Source organism: Halomonas sp. HAL1 (assembly GCF_030544485.1).
GTDB classification, from domain to species: domain Bacteria; phylum Pseudomonadota; class Gammaproteobacteria; order Pseudomonadales; family Halomonadaceae; genus Vreelandella; species Vreelandella arctica.
This window is the reverse complement of record NZ_CP130610.1, coordinates 3600091-3616464: the sequence shown is the minus strand read 5'-3', so window position 1 is coordinate 3616464 and position 16374 is coordinate 3600091. Positions and strand designations below refer to the sequence as shown.

At 56.7% G+C, this 16374-nt stretch carries 13 protein-coding genes; 8 read left to right on the top strand and 5 right to left on the bottom strand.

Annotated features, from left to right (window positions below):
- Nucleotides 1-39: 39 nt before the first annotated feature.
- The 3 genes from Q3Y66_RS16815 to Q3Y66_RS16805 all read right to left on the bottom strand — a co-directional run bounded on the left by Q3Y66_RS16815 (nucleotide 40) and on the right by Q3Y66_RS16805 (nucleotide 4028).
- The gene (locus tag Q3Y66_RS16815) at nucleotides 40-1320 is read right to left on the bottom strand and encodes an ABC transporter substrate-binding protein (protein WP_008959395.1); all 1281 of its coding nucleotides are present in this window, start codon (nucleotides 1318-1320) and stop codon (nucleotides 40-42) included.
- A gap of 45 nt (nucleotides 1321-1365) precedes the next feature.
- A complete protein-coding gene (locus Q3Y66_RS16810) occupies nucleotides 1366-2496 on the bottom strand; it encodes an ABC transporter ATP-binding protein (RefSeq protein ID WP_008959396.1) in 1131 nt (376 codons plus the stop codon).
- A 113-nt stretch (nucleotides 2497-2609) separates the two neighbouring features.
- Nucleotides 2610-4028 (bottom strand): sigma-54-dependent Fis family transcriptional regulator, encoded by a 1419-nt coding sequence (locus Q3Y66_RS16805; RefSeq protein WP_139041591.1) that lies wholly within the window; start codon nucleotides 4026-4028, stop codon nucleotides 2610-2612.
- A gap of 226 nt (nucleotides 4029-4254) precedes the next feature.
- Here Q3Y66_RS16805 and speB point away from each other — a divergent pair, with 226 nt between their 5' ends.
- The 4 genes from speB to Q3Y66_RS16785 all read left to right on the top strand — a co-directional run bounded on the left by speB (nucleotide 4255) and on the right by Q3Y66_RS16785 (nucleotide 9865).
- Nucleotides 4255-5205, top strand: coding sequence for an agmatinase (gene speB / locus Q3Y66_RS16800; RefSeq protein ID WP_008959398.1), 951 nt, complete (start codon nucleotides 4255-4257; stop codon nucleotides 5203-5205).
- A 138-nt stretch (nucleotides 5206-5343) separates the two neighbouring features.
- Nucleotides 5344-6726: a YjiH family protein gene (locus Q3Y66_RS16795; RefSeq protein WP_008959399.1), complete on the top strand. Its 1383-nt coding sequence runs from the start codon at nucleotides 5344-5346 to the stop codon at nucleotides 6724-6726.
- A 10-nt stretch (nucleotides 6727-6736) separates the two neighbouring features.
- Nucleotides 6737-8380 (top strand): 5-guanidino-2-oxopentanoate decarboxylase, encoded by a 1644-nt coding sequence (locus Q3Y66_RS16790; RefSeq protein WP_008959400.1) that lies wholly within the window; start codon nucleotides 6737-6739, stop codon nucleotides 8378-8380.
- A 9-nt stretch (nucleotides 8381-8389) separates the two neighbouring features.
- Entirely contained in the window at nucleotides 8390-9865 is a 1476-nt protein-coding gene (locus tag Q3Y66_RS16785; RefSeq protein ID WP_008959401.1) for an aldehyde dehydrogenase family protein, read from the top strand.
- 3 nt (nucleotides 9866-9868) lie between these two features.
- Here the strand turns inward: Q3Y66_RS16785 and Q3Y66_RS16780 are convergent, their stop codons facing one another.
- Both Q3Y66_RS16780 and Q3Y66_RS16775 read right to left on the bottom strand, forming a co-directional pair.
- The gene (locus tag Q3Y66_RS16780; RefSeq protein WP_008959402.1) at nucleotides 9869-10813 is read right to left on the bottom strand and encodes a hydroxymethylglutaryl-CoA lyase; all 945 of its coding nucleotides are present in this window, start codon (nucleotides 10811-10813) and stop codon (nucleotides 9869-9871) included.
- Between the two features lie 12 nt (nucleotides 10814-10825).
- Nucleotides 10826-12031, bottom strand: coding sequence for a CaiB/BaiF CoA-transferase family protein (locus Q3Y66_RS16775; protein WP_008959403.1), 1206 nt, complete (start codon nucleotides 12029-12031; stop codon nucleotides 10826-10828).
- Between the two features lie 151 nt (nucleotides 12032-12182).
- Between Q3Y66_RS16775 and Q3Y66_RS16770 the strand changes: the two genes are divergently transcribed.
- The 4 genes from Q3Y66_RS16770 (at nucleotide 12183) to Q3Y66_RS16755 (ending at nucleotide 16360) form a co-directional block, all read left to right on the top strand.
- On the top strand, nucleotides 12183-13082 hold the full coding sequence (locus Q3Y66_RS16770; RefSeq protein WP_008959404.1) for a LysR family transcriptional regulator: 900 nt from the start codon (nucleotides 12183-12185) through the stop codon (nucleotides 13080-13082).
- Nucleotides 13083-13438: 356 nt separating this feature from the next.
- Nucleotides 13439-14419, top strand: coding sequence for a TRAP transporter substrate-binding protein (locus Q3Y66_RS16765; protein WP_008959406.1), 981 nt, complete (start codon nucleotides 13439-13441; stop codon nucleotides 14417-14419).
- Nucleotides 14420-14525: 106 nt separating this feature from the next.
- Entirely contained in the window at nucleotides 14526-15068 is a 543-nt protein-coding gene (locus Q3Y66_RS16760) for a TRAP transporter small permease (protein WP_008959407.1), read from the top strand.
- Complete coding sequence (locus Q3Y66_RS16755) at nucleotides 15065-16360, top strand: TRAP transporter large permease (RefSeq protein WP_008959408.1); 1296 nt, start codon at nucleotides 15065-15067, stop codon at nucleotides 16358-16360. Before Q3Y66_RS16760 ends, Q3Y66_RS16755 begins: the two co-directional genes overlap by 4 nt.
- Nucleotides 16361-16374 lie beyond the last annotated feature (14 nt).

Below are 16374 nucleotides of genomic sequence, written 5' to 3'. Positions count from 1 at the left end.
GCCGGGGCATGCCCCGGCAAATAGAGATAAATATGACGATTAGCGAGCGTAGCGGCGCAGCACGCCATCGGCTTCTTGCTGCGCTTGACTAAGCGCTTCTTCCGGTGACATCTGGCCAGTTAACGCGGCTTGTACGGCGTTATCCAAAGCACGACGCACGCGGCCACCCTGATACGTGGAAAGCTCAGCAGTGCCATGTTCAAGCTGGTCGCGGGCCACGGCTGCTGGAGCGAACTCTTCCACATAGCTTTTCAGTGCATCGGTTTCATAAGCGGCGGGGCTAACGCCCATATAGCCGGTTTCAATTGACCAGGCCGCGGCGCGCTCGGGATCGGTCATCCAGCGGATAAAGGTCATCGCAGCGCGTTGCTCTTCTTCGCTGGCATCTTCAAAAATGTAGAAGTTGCCGCCACCGGTGGGGCTGCCGCGCTGGGTTTTCATTGGCAGCATAGCAACGCCAAAGTCAAAATCAGCTTCGCTACGTACGGCCGTTAGGTTGCCTGTGGTGTGCCACATCATCGCCGTAGATTGCTCGATAAAGTTTTGGCGCAGCGTGCCCCATTCGATGGTGCCATCGGGCATGGCATCGTGCTCGGTGGCCAGCGACACCCAGTACTCCAGCGCTTCAACGGCGGCGGGGTCGTCAAAATAGACCTCAGTACCATCTTCGCTCATCAGGCGATGGCCGTTCTGAAACGCGAAGGCCTGGAACATCCAGTAGGGGTAGCCGGTGGAAGGCACCATCACACCCCACTGCTCGCCATTGGAGGCTTCTCGCACGGTGGTGGCCATTTCAGCCATCTCTTCCCAGTTCTCAGGGGGCGTTTCGGGATCTAGGCCGGCGGCTTCAAAGGCGTCTTTGTTCCAGAACAGCACGATGGTGGAGCGCTGGAAGGGAATGCCGTAGGTTTTGCCATCTAGCTGGCCGTTTTCCATCAGACCAGGGTAAAAGCTGTCGAGCCACTCTTGCTCTTCATCGGTTTCGACCAGATCATCGAAGGCCACAATGGCGTTCTGCTCAATCAGCTCATAAAGGTCGATTGAAAAAAGAACTGACAATTGCGGCGTATCGCCAGCCTCGATGGCGGACATTGCCCGTACGCGAGTGTCGTCGTAGTTGCCGGCGTAAATCGCTTCCACGTTAATATCCGGGTGTTCGCTTTCGAACTCCTCTACCAGATTATCCACCACGTCGGTGAGCGCACCGCCCACCGACACTGGGTAGTACATGGTGAGATCGACGCTATCAGCGTTGACCTGGGCGGCATTCAACAAGCCCGCTGCCAGGGCCGTCATCGCAAAAGGGATCCGCGAACGCATAAGAGACTCCACAAGTGTCAGGACTGAATCAAGGTTGAAAAGCGATCAGTGTTGGAAAGAGCCCACCGCCGGTGGACGAGGAATGCTGCGGATTGGCGGAGCGAAATCGCTTGGTGGCATATCATCGCGCCGTAGGCCGTTAGCATCGAAAAGGTGTATGTTCTTGGACGCCCAATAGAGACTACATGGCTGGCCGCTCAATAGCGGTTTGCCGCTTAATCGAACGCGCAGGGTATGCGAGCCCACCTCGACATAGGCGATGGTATCTGCCCCCAAGTACTCTTCACTTACTACCTTGGCGGGTACGCCTGGCGACGCCGCTGGCCGTAGCTCAATATCTTCTGGGCGCACGCCCAAGTGTCCACCGGCGGCCTCCATTGGCGCCACCGGCGTGCTCGGCTCACCTTCGATGACGGCGCCAGTCTCACCGGCCACCAACGGCAGCAGATTCATCGCTGGACTACCAATAAAGCTTGCGGCAAAGGCGCTGGCGGGGCGGTTATAAAGTTCGTCGGGCGTACCGTCCTGCACGATTTTGCCGTGCTGCATCAGAATGACGCGATCACCCATACTCATGGCCTCAACTTGATCGTGGGTGACGTAAATCACCGTCATATTTAGGCGACTTTGCAACGCTTTGATTTCTCTGCGCATATCGCTTCGCAGCCGCGCATCCAGATTGGAGAGCGGCTCATCCATTAAGCAAATGGGGTGTTCGGAGATAATTGAGCGCGCCAGTGCCACTCGCTGTCGCTGGCCACCGGAGAGCTGGGCAGGTTTGCGGGCCAGGTAATCGGTGAGATCGACCAGCTCGGCAACCTTGGCGAGCCGTTCGCGCTGTTCGGCTTTGGGTACTTTACGACTGCGCAGGCCAAACACGATGTTGTCGGCAACACTTAAATGCGGGAACAGTGCATAGGACTGAAACACCATGCTCAGCCCACGGTCACCGGGTGGCAGGCGTGTCACATCACGCTCTCCAATATAGATATGCCCGCCGCTGGCCTCTTCCAAGCCTGCGATCATACGCAGCGTGGTAGATTTGCCGCAGCCCGAAGGGCCTAACAGAATGACAAATTGCCCAGGCGTGACGTCGAAGGAGATATCATCGACAGCAGCGGTCGCGTCCCAACGTTTGGTGACGCGTTCCAGGCGGATACGCGATTGGTTTGACATAGCACACACATCACCGGCTGTTGGTTGTTATTGGTTCAGCTTGTGTTGAAGGTGTTGCCGTTGTATGACACTTACATGGATCGTTTATGACAACCGCTGTGTCAAGCAGAAAATCATTTGGCGACTTTAATGCCATAGCGCTGAAGCCTACGCACCACGCTGGACTGGCTGATGCCCAGCCGCTCGGCGATGGCATAGGTACTGGGGTGAGTGGTGCACAGCGCCTCAAGCGTTTCCCGCTCTAAGCGGGCCATATACTGCTTAAGTGTTTCATGAGGCTCAAGCGCGGGTATCGACGTTGCTGGTGACGAGCTCGGCAGGCTGGCATGGTGTTGATCGGTATATGGTTGAGCGGCAGGCACCTCGATTTGATCGGTGGGGCTGGAAAGCCAAGCCCGTTCCAACCAGTTCTCCAACTCACGAACGTTGCCCAGCCATTCGCTGCCCATCAGGGTTGACCAAACGCGGGTGTCGAGAATTTTTTGCCGCCCATAGCGCTGGTTCAGCCGGTTTAAACACGCTTCGACAAGGTCGGGAATATCCTCCCGGCGGTCGCGAAGGGGTGGCAGGGTGACCGGGATGACATTGAGACGGTAGTAAAGATCTAACCGAAACCGCCCAGCCTCAACCTGTTTAGCCAAGTCTTGGTTAGTGGCCACAACCAAGCGAAAGTTGACCTTGCGGGAGCGAGTGTCACCCAGCCGAGTCAGGCTGCCATCTTGAATGACCTTTAACAGTTTGGTTTGCATTAGCAGCGGCAGTTCGCCTATTTCATCCAAAAACAGCGTGCCGCCCTCGGCCTGCTCCAACAGTCCCGCCTTACCTTGCCGCGCCGCACCGCTAAAAGCGCCGGGCTGATAGCCAAACATCTCGGACTCAAACAGATTCTCAGGAATCGCCGCGCAGTTAACGTCAATAAACGGCCCGTCACAGCGCTGGCTCCAGCGGTGTAGCTGTTTGGCAAAGGCGGTTTTACCCACACCCGATTCACCCAGCATCAGCACATTGGCATCTGACGGGGCGACCCGCTTGAGCAGTAGCGCAATTTCACGCATGACGCTGCTGCGCACCTGCAGGTTATCCAGGGCATCATCCAGCGCCTGCTCTTCCGCATCCGGGGCGGCCTGGCTGCGTTTTAAGTGTTCGCTAAAGCGTTTTTGCAGCAGCGCGTATTCGTCCTGCAATAGCTGTAAGTCGGTTAAATCCCGCGAGCGGCTGATAATGCGCTCTAGCTTGCCATTGACGAACACAGGGTAAGCTTCGGCGATGACCCGGCGGCCTGTTCCAGTGACCTGCATTAGCTGCGCTGGTCGGCGGGTGCGCATCACTTCCATGGTGATAGAGGGCTTGAGCACCCCGGCCGCTTGCAGCTGCTGCACACTGCTGGAGAGCAGTTCTTCTCGTGATACCCCGTAAACCGCTTCGGCCCCTGGGCTAATATCGACTATTTGTCCATCGCCACTGACGATAAAGAAGTGATCGTTAGCAGTCTCTACAATGGTTTGCAGCACACGTCTGTCTATTTCACTCACTGCCATCGACTCCCTTCAAATAATTCATTATTGAATCTTTGATTCAATAATGAATTGATTAAGCGTCAAATTGATTCATTTTTGCATCATTTGGCTGGTAATCCCACCGCTTTATAGGGATCTACGACTTGGCATGATCTGTGCAACGCCTATAGGAGATAGCTAATGCTGAAAGTCAGGAAAGTTGCATAGGCTAAATCGTCACAACAAATCCAAGGAGATGTGTATGTCGGAGTTCAACCAGCCGCTGGGCGGCAACACCATGCCGCGCTTTGCAGGCCCCGCCACCATGATGCGCCTGCCTACCCAAGACACCGCTGAAGGTTTAGATGCGGCGTTTATCGGCATTCCCATGGATATCGGTACCTCGAACCGCCCCGGCACGCGCCTCGGGCCGCGCCAGATCCGCGATGAGTCGCGCATGCTGCGCCCCTACAATATGGCAACCCGCGCCGCGCCGTTTGAAAGCCTCCAGGTAGCCGATATTGGCGACGTACCCATCAACACCTTTCACCTGCCGAAAAGTGTCGACATCATCACCGCTTTCTACGACGACGTGCTGAAGCATGACTGCATTCCGATGACCCTGGGCGGCGAGCACACGTTGACCCTGCCAATTCTACGCGCCATGGCCAAAAAGCATGGCCCGGTGGGATTGATTCATATCGATGCCCATGCCGATGTAAACGAGCATATGTTCGGCGAGCCGATTGCCCACGGCACGCCGTTTCGTCGTGCTCAGGAAGAGGGCTTGCTGGCCCACGGTAAGGTCGTGCAAATCGGCCTGCGTGGTACTGGTTACGCCGCTGAGGATTTCGACTGGTGCCGCGATCAAGGTTTCCGCGTTGTTCCCGCTGAGGAGTGCTGGTACCGCTCGCTAGCGCCGTTGATGCAGGAAGTGCGCGAACAGATGGGCGATATTCCGGTATACATCAGTTTCGATATTGATGGTTTGGATCCCTCCGTTGCCCCCGGTACCGGCACGGTAGAGATGGGTGGCCTAACGTCTACTCAGGGATTGGAAATTGTTCGTGGCGCCTTGGGCCTGAATATTGTCGGCTGTGATCTGGTGGAAGTATCCCCGCCCTACGACCCCAGCGGCAACACCGCACTGATGGGCGCCACGCTGCTGTATGAAATGCTCTGCGTCCTGCCGGGCGTGAAGCGTGGCGACTAAGCCGCTCTTAAGACAGTTTTGATTTAAAAGGCGCCGACCTGATAAGGCGCTAATAAAAAGACATATGGCAGGAAGGTCTACTTCCTGCCAGGACGCCGCCAGCCCACCTCCAATAATCACTTCCAATAGGTGAACCCTATGTCGAATAGCAACGTTAAGACCGAAGAGCCGACCTCGTCGGGGCCGATCCCCCAGGCGCATTTACTGAAGTTTATAGTGCCTTCTTTAATTGGGGTTTTGCTGTTTCTCGTCCCTTTTCAATTTGGCGATACCATCAATATTGGTATGGGCCTCATGGCGGAAGGCTTGCAAACGCTATTAGGCTCAGCGCTGCCTGCTATCGCGGTAGTCGTGCTTTGTCTGTCAGTGATAATCACTGTTTATGCCAAACTGGCTGATCCAGCCTGGGCCAAAAAAGGCATGTTGCATGAGATGTTTCATGTTGGGCCGCTGTGGTTGGCTATGCGCGTAATAGGCGCACTGTTTGCGGTGATGACCTATTTCCAGTTTGGGCCTGAATTCGTCACTGCCTCCTTTACCGGTGGCGTCATGCTCAATGATCTTGCGCCGGTGCTCTTAACCTTCTTCTTCTTTGCCGCGCTGTTGCTACCGTTTCTGGTCGAGTTTGGCTTTATGGAGTTTATCGGCAGCATGGTACGCAAGCCGTTCCGGATAATTTTTAACCTGCCGGGACGCAGCGCCATTGATGCCACTGCCTCATGGATGGGGTCGGGTACCGTGGGTGTGCTCATTACCACGCAGCAGTATGAGCAGGGCTATTACAATGGCCGCGAAGCCTCTGTCATTGCTACCAACTTCTCTGTGGTATCCATCGCCTTTGCGCTGTTAGTGACGAGCTTCGTCGATATTAACCACCTATTTGTGCAGTTTTACACGACGGTCGTGGTGGCAGGGTTAATCGCTGCGGTCATTGTGCCGCGAATCCCACCGCTATCGCGCAAGTCCAATGATTACTATGAGCCGGTCGGCTGTCAGTTAAACGAAGAACGTACCGAAAAAGTCGGCCTGTTCCGCTATAGCTTGATTCAAGCCACCAATCGCGCCGCTGGTGCTCCCGGTCCTCGCGAACTAGCACGTTTGGCGCTGCTCAACGTGATGGATATTTTCCTAGGTTTACTACCCTTGGTGTTTGCCATTGGCACGGTGGCGCTCATTCTGGCGGAGTTTACCCCGCTGTTTACATGGCTCTCTTACCCGATGGTACCGGTGCTGGAACTGTTGCGTATTCCAGAGGCAGAAGCGGCAGCACCCGCCACGCTGGTTGGTTTTGCCGATATGTTCCTACCGGCGGTATTAGCGACCAATATTGAAAGCGAGCTCACTCGCTTTGTGATTGCCTGTCTCTCCCTGACCCAGCTGATTTACATGTCTGAAATAGGCGCGCTGCTGCTCAAGTCGAAAATCCCCATCAAACTCTGGGAACTGGTGGCCATCTTTCTGCTGCGTACCGCGATTACGCTGCCCATCATCGCCTTTATGGCCCATACATTTTTCTTCTAAGGGGACTGTAATGAGCGTTGAAGAAGCACGTAAACAACCCGCCATGACCTGTGCAGAGCTACTCATTCGGCTGCTGCGGGAGACTTACGGGGTGAGCGCCCTGTTCGGCATCCCCGGCGTGCATACGATAGAGCTTTATCGTGGTCTGGAAGGCAGCGATGTGCAGCATATAACCCCGCGCCATGAGCAGGGCGCGGGGTTTATGGCCGACGGCTATGCCCGCGCCAGCGGCCAACCGGGGGTATGCCTGATTATCACCGGGCCGGGCATGACTAACATTGCCACCGCCATGGGCCAGGCCCTGGCGGACTCCATCCCCATGCTGGTGATCTCCAGCGTCAACCGCCGCGATACCTTGGGCTTAGGCCAAGGGCGGCTGCACGAGCTGCCCAGCCAACAGCAGATGATCAGCGGCGTGGCGCGGTTTAGCCACACCCTGTTGGATGCCAATACACTGCCCGAGGTGTTGGCCCGCGCCTTCGCCGTTTTCAACGGCGCGCGCCCAGGCCCGGTGCATATTGAAATCCCTATCGATCTGTTTAATGCCCCGGTGGATGTGCCGGCCAGTTGGCAAGCGCCTACGCTTTATCGCGCGGTGCCTGATCCAGAAGGCTTGGTCGAGGCTGCACGCTTGCTTCAAGCGGCGAAACAGCCCCTGGTGCTATTGGGCGGAGGCTGCGCTTCAGCGCCGGAAGCAGCGCGAGCATTGGTAGAAAAGCTCGATGCCCCGACGGTAACGACGATTAATGCCAAAGGGCTGCTAGGCCGCGACCACCCGCTGGATTTGGGCGCCAATGCCGCACTGCCCGCGGTTCGTGAACTAGCCGCCAACGCCGATGTGATTCTGGCGATAGGTACCGAGTTGGGTGAGACCGATTATGACGTCGTTTTTGATGGCGGCTTTCACCTCAACGGCACGCTGATTCGTATCGACCTCGACCCTGAGCAGCTAGTTCGCAATCAGTGCACCACGCTTGGCCTAGTGGGCGATGCAGGGCGAAGTTTGGAGCTTCTGCTTGGTCACTTCCCCGAACCACTGAAGCGTCAAGGCACTGAGCGAACCGCCGCAGCGTTGGGCGCGCTTAATTTGGTAAACGATCCTGCTTTTGCCGACTTTGTGCCGCTTTATAAAAACCTGGCTGATTATCTCCCCGAGGCGATTCTGGTGGGCGACTCCACCGCGCCGGTCTATGCCGGTAACCACTTGGTCAGTCAGCCAGCACCCCGGCGCTATTTCAATGCCTCAACGGGTTACGGCACCTTGGGCTATGGGCTACCGGCGGCGTTGGGTGCCCAACTGGCACGGCCTGATCTGCCCGTGGTGGCTCTCGTTGGTGATGGTGGGGTGATGTTTACCCTCTCGGAAATGGCAACGGCGGTAGAAGAGCGCCTGCCCGTAGTGATTGTGCTTTGGCACAACGCTGGCTACGAAGAGATTCGTCGCTATATGGATGCTAATGGCGTGGCCCGCTTGGGCGTGGATATTCAGGCACCCAACTTTCTCACCCTGGCTGAAGGCTTTGGTTGCCCCGGCATACTGGTAGAAAGCCCCGCCGAGTTTGCCGAGGCGCTCGCCAATCGCGAAGCGAGTGGGCCTTTACTGATCGAAATTGACGCCGCTGCTTGGCAGCGTGCGTGCACATTTTCTGACTAGGATATTTCCATGCAGTCACTCAGCGAGCAGTGTATTAACAATCGCTTTATCAACAAGCAATTTATCAATAACCAGTGGGTCGCTTCAGCGGGCACTCGACTGCTCGATGTGATGAATCCTTACCGCGAAGAGCGCATTGCTCAGGTTACTGCGGGGGATGCCGCGGATGTAAACGCCGCCGTAACGGCGGCCCAGCAGGCGCAGCCTGCTTGGCAGGCGTTGGGCGGTACCGCACGTGCAAACTACCTTGATGGATTTGCCGATGCACTGGAAGCCCGTCGGGAGGCGCTGATGACGCTTTCGGCGACCAATAACGGTAAGCCACTGGCGGAAGCGGGTATTGATCTGGACGATGCGATTGCCTGCTACCGCTACTATGCCAAGCAGGCCAAGGCGCTGGATGCCCGTCAGGGGGAGTTGGTTAATGTGGAAATGGAGGGCGTTGAGGCGCGCACTTACCACGACCCCGCTGGCGTTGTGGGATTAATAACGCCGTGGAATTTCCCGCTGGTCACCAGCGCCTGGAAGCTGGCGCCCGCTTTGGCCGCTGGCTGTACGGTGGTGCTAAAACCTTCGGAAGTGACGCCGCTACCCGAGCAAGTGCTTGCAGAAATTGCGTTAGAGGTTGAGCTACCCGCGGGTGTGCTGAACCTGCTCAATGGCGACGGCGAAGGCATCGGTGCACCGCTCACAAATCACCCTGGCATAGATAAAATCTCTTTTACGGGCAGTAACCGGGTAGGCGAAACGGTGATGCAAGCGGCCAGCGCTCGCACCGCTGGCGTATCGCTGGAACTGGGTGGAAAGTCTCCGATTCTGGTGATGGAAGACGCTGATCCTGCCCAAGCCGCTGACTGGGTAATGGCCGGCATCTACTTCAACGCCGGGCAGATCTGCTCTGCGACCTCTCGTTTATTGGTGCACGAAGACGTAGCAGAAGCACTCTACGCTGCGCTTTCAGAGCGTATGGATGCGATTACGCTGGGCGACCCGCTTGCCGAAGGCACCGACTTAGGCCCGCTGACTAGCGCCAAACAGCGCGACGCGGTGCAGCGCTATCTGGATATTGCTGCGCAGGAAGGTCTTACGGTGGTGCGCGACGGTCAACACCGCACGCTGCCTGCCCAGGGCTACTTCCTGGCACCCACGCTTTATCGCGACGTGCCGCTCGAGAGCCGCCTATGGAAAGAAGAGGTTTTTGGCCCGGTGCTCTGCGCACGCAGCGTGGCAAGTGAAGCCGAAGCCATTCAGCTTGCCAACGACAGCAGCTTTGGCTTGGCGGCAACGGTGATCAGCGGTGACCCTGAGCGGGCAAAACGCATCGGCCGCCAGCTCAAGGCTGGCAGCATCTGGTACAACAGCGAGCAGTTGGTGCTACCCGAAACCGCCTGGGGTGGCTTCAAGCGTAGCGGCATTGGGCGTGAACTTGGCCCCTGGGGGCTAAGTGCTTACCTTGAAGTGAAGCATGTGATTGGGCCTGCCTAACTCTCAGGTTTGAGCATTAGGCGGCATCGCATAACGCCGGGTCGATTTCCCGGCTTTTACCACCTGCCCCGGCACATCGTGGCCGATAAGGTCGGGGAGGGTGGCGGCGATCTCCAGCAGTGCATCCAGATCGACGCCAGTATCAACGCCCATGGACTCAAACATATGCACCAGATCCTCGGTGCATACATTGCCCGTTGCACCCGGAGCAAAGGGGCAGCCGCCCAGCCCGCCTAAGGAGGAATCGAAGCGGCTGATACCCGCCTGCCAAGCCGCCAATGCATTGGCTAAGCCCATTCCGCGCGTGTTGTGGAAGTGCAGCGTGAACGGCGTTTCCGGCCAGCGTTCAAGCACGGTTTCGCACAGGCGTTTGACCTGGGCAGGGTTGGCCATGCCGGTGGTATCGCAGAGTGTGACGCCCTGAATGCCAAGGCCAATCAGCTTTTCAACAAGTTCCAGTACCCGCGCCTCGGGCACCTCGCCTTCAAAGGGGCAGCCAAAGGTCGTGGATAGAGAGGCATTGATAAATACCCCGCTCTCTTTACTGACTTCTACAATCGCCGCGAACTGCTCTAGCGACTGTTCCGGCGTCATGCGCAGATTGGCCAGCCCGTGGCTATTGCTGGCCGACATCACCAGATTGATCTCATCCACCTGGCAGGCGAGCGCCCGCTCGGTGCCCTTGACGTTGGGCACCAGTACGGTGATATCGACCCCTTCCCGGCGCTGAATGCCGGTCACCACTTCAGCGGCATCGCGCAGGTTGGGGATCGCTTTAGGCGATGTGAACGACGTTGCTTCAATACGCCGTAGGCCAGTGGTAGAGAGCGCATCGATCCAGCGGATTTTCTCTTCCGTCGGCACAAACCGCGCTTCAATCTGCAGGCCGTCCCGGGGGGCAACTTCGTTAATCTCGATTTTGGTGGGGCAAGGTGTTACCAACTTCATAAAAAACACTCCCTAAATAATGCCCACTTGGCGCAGCTTGGCGCGGGTTTCGTGATCAATACCCAGCTCATCCAACACGTCGTCGGTATGCTGGCCAAGGGTGGGGCCGCCGTCGCCGATTCGCCCTGGCGTAGCGCTAAGCTTTGGCAATACGCCGGGTACTTTTAGCGGTTCGCCATTAGGCCGTGTAAAGGTTTGAATCATCTCCCGCGCCAAGTAGTGAGGGTCAAAGGCGATATCTTCGGCAGTGTAGGGGTAGCCTGCGGGCACGCGGGCGTCATCCAGTGCCTGTAAAATGGCATCCCGTGGGCGCTCTTCCGTCCACATTTGAATCGCGGCATCAATCATTTCGGCTTGCTGGCTACGCCCATCGTTATGGGCCAGGGCCGGGTCGTTGGCTAAGTCTTCACGGCCAATCACGCCCATCAGGCGCTTGAAGATACTGTCGCCATTGCCGGCAATCAGCACGTAATCGCCGCCTTGGCAGCGGTAGGCATTTGAAGGGGTTATGCCGGGGAGGGCGCTGCCGCTCGGTTCGCGAACCTGGCCGCTGGCATCGAACTCAGGCAGCAGGCTCTCCATCATCGCAAACACCGACTCATACAGCGCGACGTCGATCTCTTGGCCCAGGCCACTGCGGTTGCGCTCTTGGAGTGCCAGCAAGGTACCAATCACGGCATAGAGCGCGGAAAGTGAATCACCAATACTCACGCCAACGCGCACCGAAGGCTCGCCCGGTTGGCCGGTGAGGTAGCGCAGCCCGCCCATGGCTTCACCAATCACGCCAAAACCGGGCTTATCGCGGTAAGGCCCGGTTTGCCCATAGCCGGAAATATGCACCATGATCAGCCGAGGGTTGAGTTTGGAGAGTGCTTCCCAGCCCAGCCCCCAGTTGTCTAGCGTGCCGGGGCGGAAGTTCTCCACTACCACGTCCGCCTCGGCGGCGAGTTGGCGCACCAGCTTTTGGCCCTCTTCACTGCGCAAGTCCAGCGCCACCGAGCGCTTGTTACGGGTCTGGACGTGCCACCAAAGCGAGGTGCCATCCTCTATCATTCGCCATTTGCGAAGTGGGTCGCCGGTGCCTGGCGGTTCGATTTTGATCACATCGGCACCGAATTCCCCCAGCAGTTTGGTGGCGAAAGGCCCCGCAATCAGTTGACCAAGCTCAAGCACTTTCAAGCCTTGGAGCGGAAGCTGGCGGGCTTCGGGAGCATTCATTAAGGCTTTCCTCTATTTGTCGTTATCATCATTTATTGTCAGCATGCGTGAGCCGATCCAGGGCGACAATTAGGCAATCGGTAACAAAGGGTTCGTGGTTAGCGAAGGTGTGCGTTAGCATAATCCGCCTGTCTTATGGGAGTCATGTGTCATGCGCCGCTTCGATTTTGTCACCCTCAAACTGTTTATTTCCGTAGCGGATGAAGGCCGCCTGACCGCCGCTGCCGAGCGAGAGCACTTAGCACTCGCTGCAGTGAGCAAGCGAATAAGCGACCTGGAAGCGCTGGTCGGCACGACGCTGCTGTATCGCCGTCCGCGGGGTGTGGAGCTCACGCCTGCGGGTCAGGCATTTTTGCACCATGCCCGGCGCATTATGGATAACATCGAGCGCCTGCATGCGGAACTCAGCGAGTACGGCGAAGGCGTGCGCGGCCATGTGCGTATCCACTCCAATACCTCGGCGATCATTGCTTTTCTTCCCCAAGATCTCAGCGCTTTCTCCCGGCTTTATCCCGAAATTAAGATCGACCTTCAGGAGCGAGTCAGTAGCGAAATCATTGCCGCCGTCCGTGATGGATTAACCGATATCGGCATTTTCGCCGGGCATGTGGCAGCGCCTGACCTCCAGCAGCTCTCCTATCGACATGACCGACTCGTGTTAATGACGCCCATTGATCACCCCTTGGCTGAGCGTGAAAGCATCGCTTTTAATGAAGCGCTGGCTTTCGACTTTATTGGCTTACAGCAGGACGCCTCGCTGCAATCGCTGTTGAATGAACAAGCTAACCTGGCAGGCAAAGCGCTGCGTATGCGCATTCAGGTACGTAGCTTTGACGCTATTTGCCGGATGATTCACCACGGCATGGGCGTTGGCGTACTCCCTGAGCAGACCATCTATCGTGATCTGGGGGATTTACAGCTCAAAAGCATTCCGCTTAGCGACCCTTGGGCCCAGCGTGAGCTGGTGATTGGCATGCGCCGCTACGCCTCTTTGCATGTCACTGCGCGACACTTGGTAGACCACCTTACCCAGAAGGCGGGCGAGGACTAATTGCAAAAGTCTGCAAATGGCTTCGTGCTTCGTGAAAGCTGGCAAATATCTTGTGGTGGCAAAATGCCTTGAGCAGCGGCGCTGAAGTATGCCTTCACAGCCTATTGAGAGGGCTTTTGAAAGAGCAGCGAAGGCGGTCAGGTATTCATCTTTGGTCGTATGGCCGCAAGCGCCTCGGTTAAAAAGCGCGTCATACCGGCGTTTCTAGCCATCGTATTTAACGAAGTCATCCTTCTTGAACGTCGATTTGAGCCCTTCGGCTGCTTGTTTCAAGATCAGGCAAGCGACATAAAGCTCTTGCCTACAGGAGCTATAAAGAACCACACCCAATAACGACAACCGTAGAGAGTCATCCCATGCGGAAACAATTGCTTGCCACGCTGGCTACCCTAGGAATGCTAACGACGGCGCCGTTCGTTTTAGCTAACCCCATCGAAATTCAAGTCAACAACACCATGAGCGAAGGCGGTTCGGAAAGCGCTGCCGTGGAACGCTTTGCGGAATATTTAGAGGAACAGGCCCCCGGGCGCTTTGAAGTTCGCCCCTTTTTAGCGGGTTCTCTGGGCGGTGAGAATGCCGTGTTGGAACTGCTTAACCTGGGCCAAACCCAGCTATCCCTAACCGGTGGTAACTGGCGTCAACAGTATGCGCCTGAATACGACGCTATTACGGTTCCCTTTGTGTTCACTACCTGGGATGAAGTCGACGCCTATATGGAGAGCCCTTCCGGCCAAGCGCTGGTCGAGAAAGCAGAAAGCCAGGGCGGCCTGAAATATTTTGGCCTGCAGCATCGCGGGCCCCGCCACATGACCGCCAATAAAGAGATACATACCCCAGATGATCTGGATGGCTTCCGCCTGCGCCTGCCTTCGCTGCCGGTATGGCTGGAAGTGTGGGAAGAGATTGGGGCTCAGGTAGTCAACGTACCGGCACCAGAGATTTATCTCGCCATGCAGACCGGCCAGGTCGATGGCCACGAGAACTCGCTCTCCTCGCCTTATACCCGTCGTCTATGGGAAGTGCAGGACTACCTAATCATGACCAGCCATGTGCAGTTTCCGTGGAGCTGGGTAGCTAGTTCTCGCTGGTGGGATGGTCTAGAAGAGGAAGATCAAGCGCTGATCGAAGAAGCCATTGAGGTGGCACGCCAGTATGGTTCAGAGCAAGAACGCGAACTCGACGAGTTCTATCTGGAAGCCCTGCAGGATGAAGGCATGACCGTCATTGAGCCGGATGTTGCGCCTTTCCGCGAGGCAGCGTTACCGGCTATCGATCGTGTCATGGCTGACATGGCCGAGGGCGTTCGTGAAGATGCGCTGGGTAACGACAGCGAGTAAAACGCGCTGAACAGAAATTGCGGCGGCCCATCGGGCCGTCGTTTTTCTTCATTACAAATAAGTTTTCATGTAAGACTAAAAAGCAGTCAGGGTAAGGAGTTCTCCAGTGGAAGACGCGGTAGCGCCCAGCAAGGGGCCAGATCGAATTGCTTTCTATACGCTGCGCGGCGTTACACGCCTGTGCGATGGGGTGGGCGTGGCGCTTATGGCAGCCATTCTGCTGCTGATCGTGGCGGCCGTAATTGCCCGTGACCTGCTGGGGCTGGGGATGCCCTGGACCGAAGAGGTGGCGTCTATGCTGGCGATTTACGCGATTGGCTTCGGGTCGCTATCCGCCTGGGTACGCAGCGAGCATCTGGTGGTCGACCTGTTCAGCCATAAGCTTTCTGGGCTGGGTAAGAATATCCAGTACCGTCTCACTGCGCTGATCTCCTGCGGCTTTTTTGCACTGGCCGCCTGGGGGGCTTGGATCATGTCGGACATGAGCGCCAACAATAAAACCGTCTCGTTAAGTATCAGTTTCAGCTATCTCTATTACGGCATCTTTTTCAGCTTTGTGGGCATGGCACTCATTGCCTTTTGGCAAACGTTGCGCGGCCCGGTGGTGTGGTTGGAAACGTCCCATGAAGAGGAGGTCTCACAACCATGACTGAACTACTGATTTTCGTCGGTGGCTTGTTAGTTCTGATGGCCATTGGCTTGCCCGTGGTGGTCGCCATTGGCGTGACCTCGTTTATCGCGTTATTCGCCACCGGTGCCGGCGGGCTACCCGTCGAGTTACTCCCGCTGCGCATGGTGCAAACCCTCAATAACTTTACCCTGCTGGCGATTCCGCTGTTCATCCTGGCCGCCAATATTATGAATATTGGCTCCACCACCACGCGCATTTTCGATTTCGCTACCGCGCTGGTGGGCTTTACCAAGGGTGGTTTGGGACACGCCAACGTGGTGGCCAGCTCTATCTTTGCCACGATGTCGGGCACCGCGGTGGCCGATGCCGCCGGGCTGGGTAGTATCGAAATCAAGGCGATGAAAGAGCGTGGCTACGAGTTGGGTTACTCAACCGGCATCACTGCCGCCTCCAGCGTAATCGGGCCAATTCTGCCGCCCAGTATCGCGCTCGTTGTTTATGGCTGGCTGGCCAATGTGAGTATTGGTGGGCTGTTTATGGCGGGGCTACTGCCAGGTATCTTGATGGCACTGCTGCTGATGGGAATGACCGTGCTGCTGTCTGCCAGCGGTAGGGTGGTGATGCCTAAACCCACGCCTTTTGACGCCTGCGAAGTTGTCCGCACCGGTAAACGCGCTATTTTGCCTTTGATGATGCCAGCGATTATCGTCGGTGGTATTTGGGGCGGTTTCTTCACGCCCACCGAGGCGGGCGCTATTGCCTCGCTCTACGCGATCATTCTAGGTGGACTGATCTACCGCGATTTGAATTGGAAGGATCTCTATAACGCCTTCAGTCGCACGCTGATGTTCAGTGCAGTTATCTTGCTGATTATTGCGGTCTCCAGCTTTTATGGCTGGATACTGGTGCGCATGGGCATTCCTCAGGCGTTAGCGGGTCAGGTCGCCAGCATCGATATGCCGATGTTTGCGCTGCTACTCTGTTTTGCACTGTTCTTTTTGCTGATCGGCTGCTTTATGTCAGTGATCGAAAGCATCCTGATTTTTACCCCCATTGTGGTGCCCGCAGCGCTAAGCGCCGGATTAGACCCTGTTCACTTCGGTATCGTGATGGTGATCACGCTATCGGTGGGGGTCATTACGCCGCCATTTGGCACGGTGCTGTTTTTAATGGTGGGCATTACACGGCTGCGTTATGGCCAAGTGGTGACCGCGATACTACCGTTCCTGCTGCCGATCATAGCGACCATTTTGCTGTTGATTGCCGTGCCAGGGTTGGCCACTTGGCTGCCAGATATCATGGGGTACTAATTCAGAAGGAACCC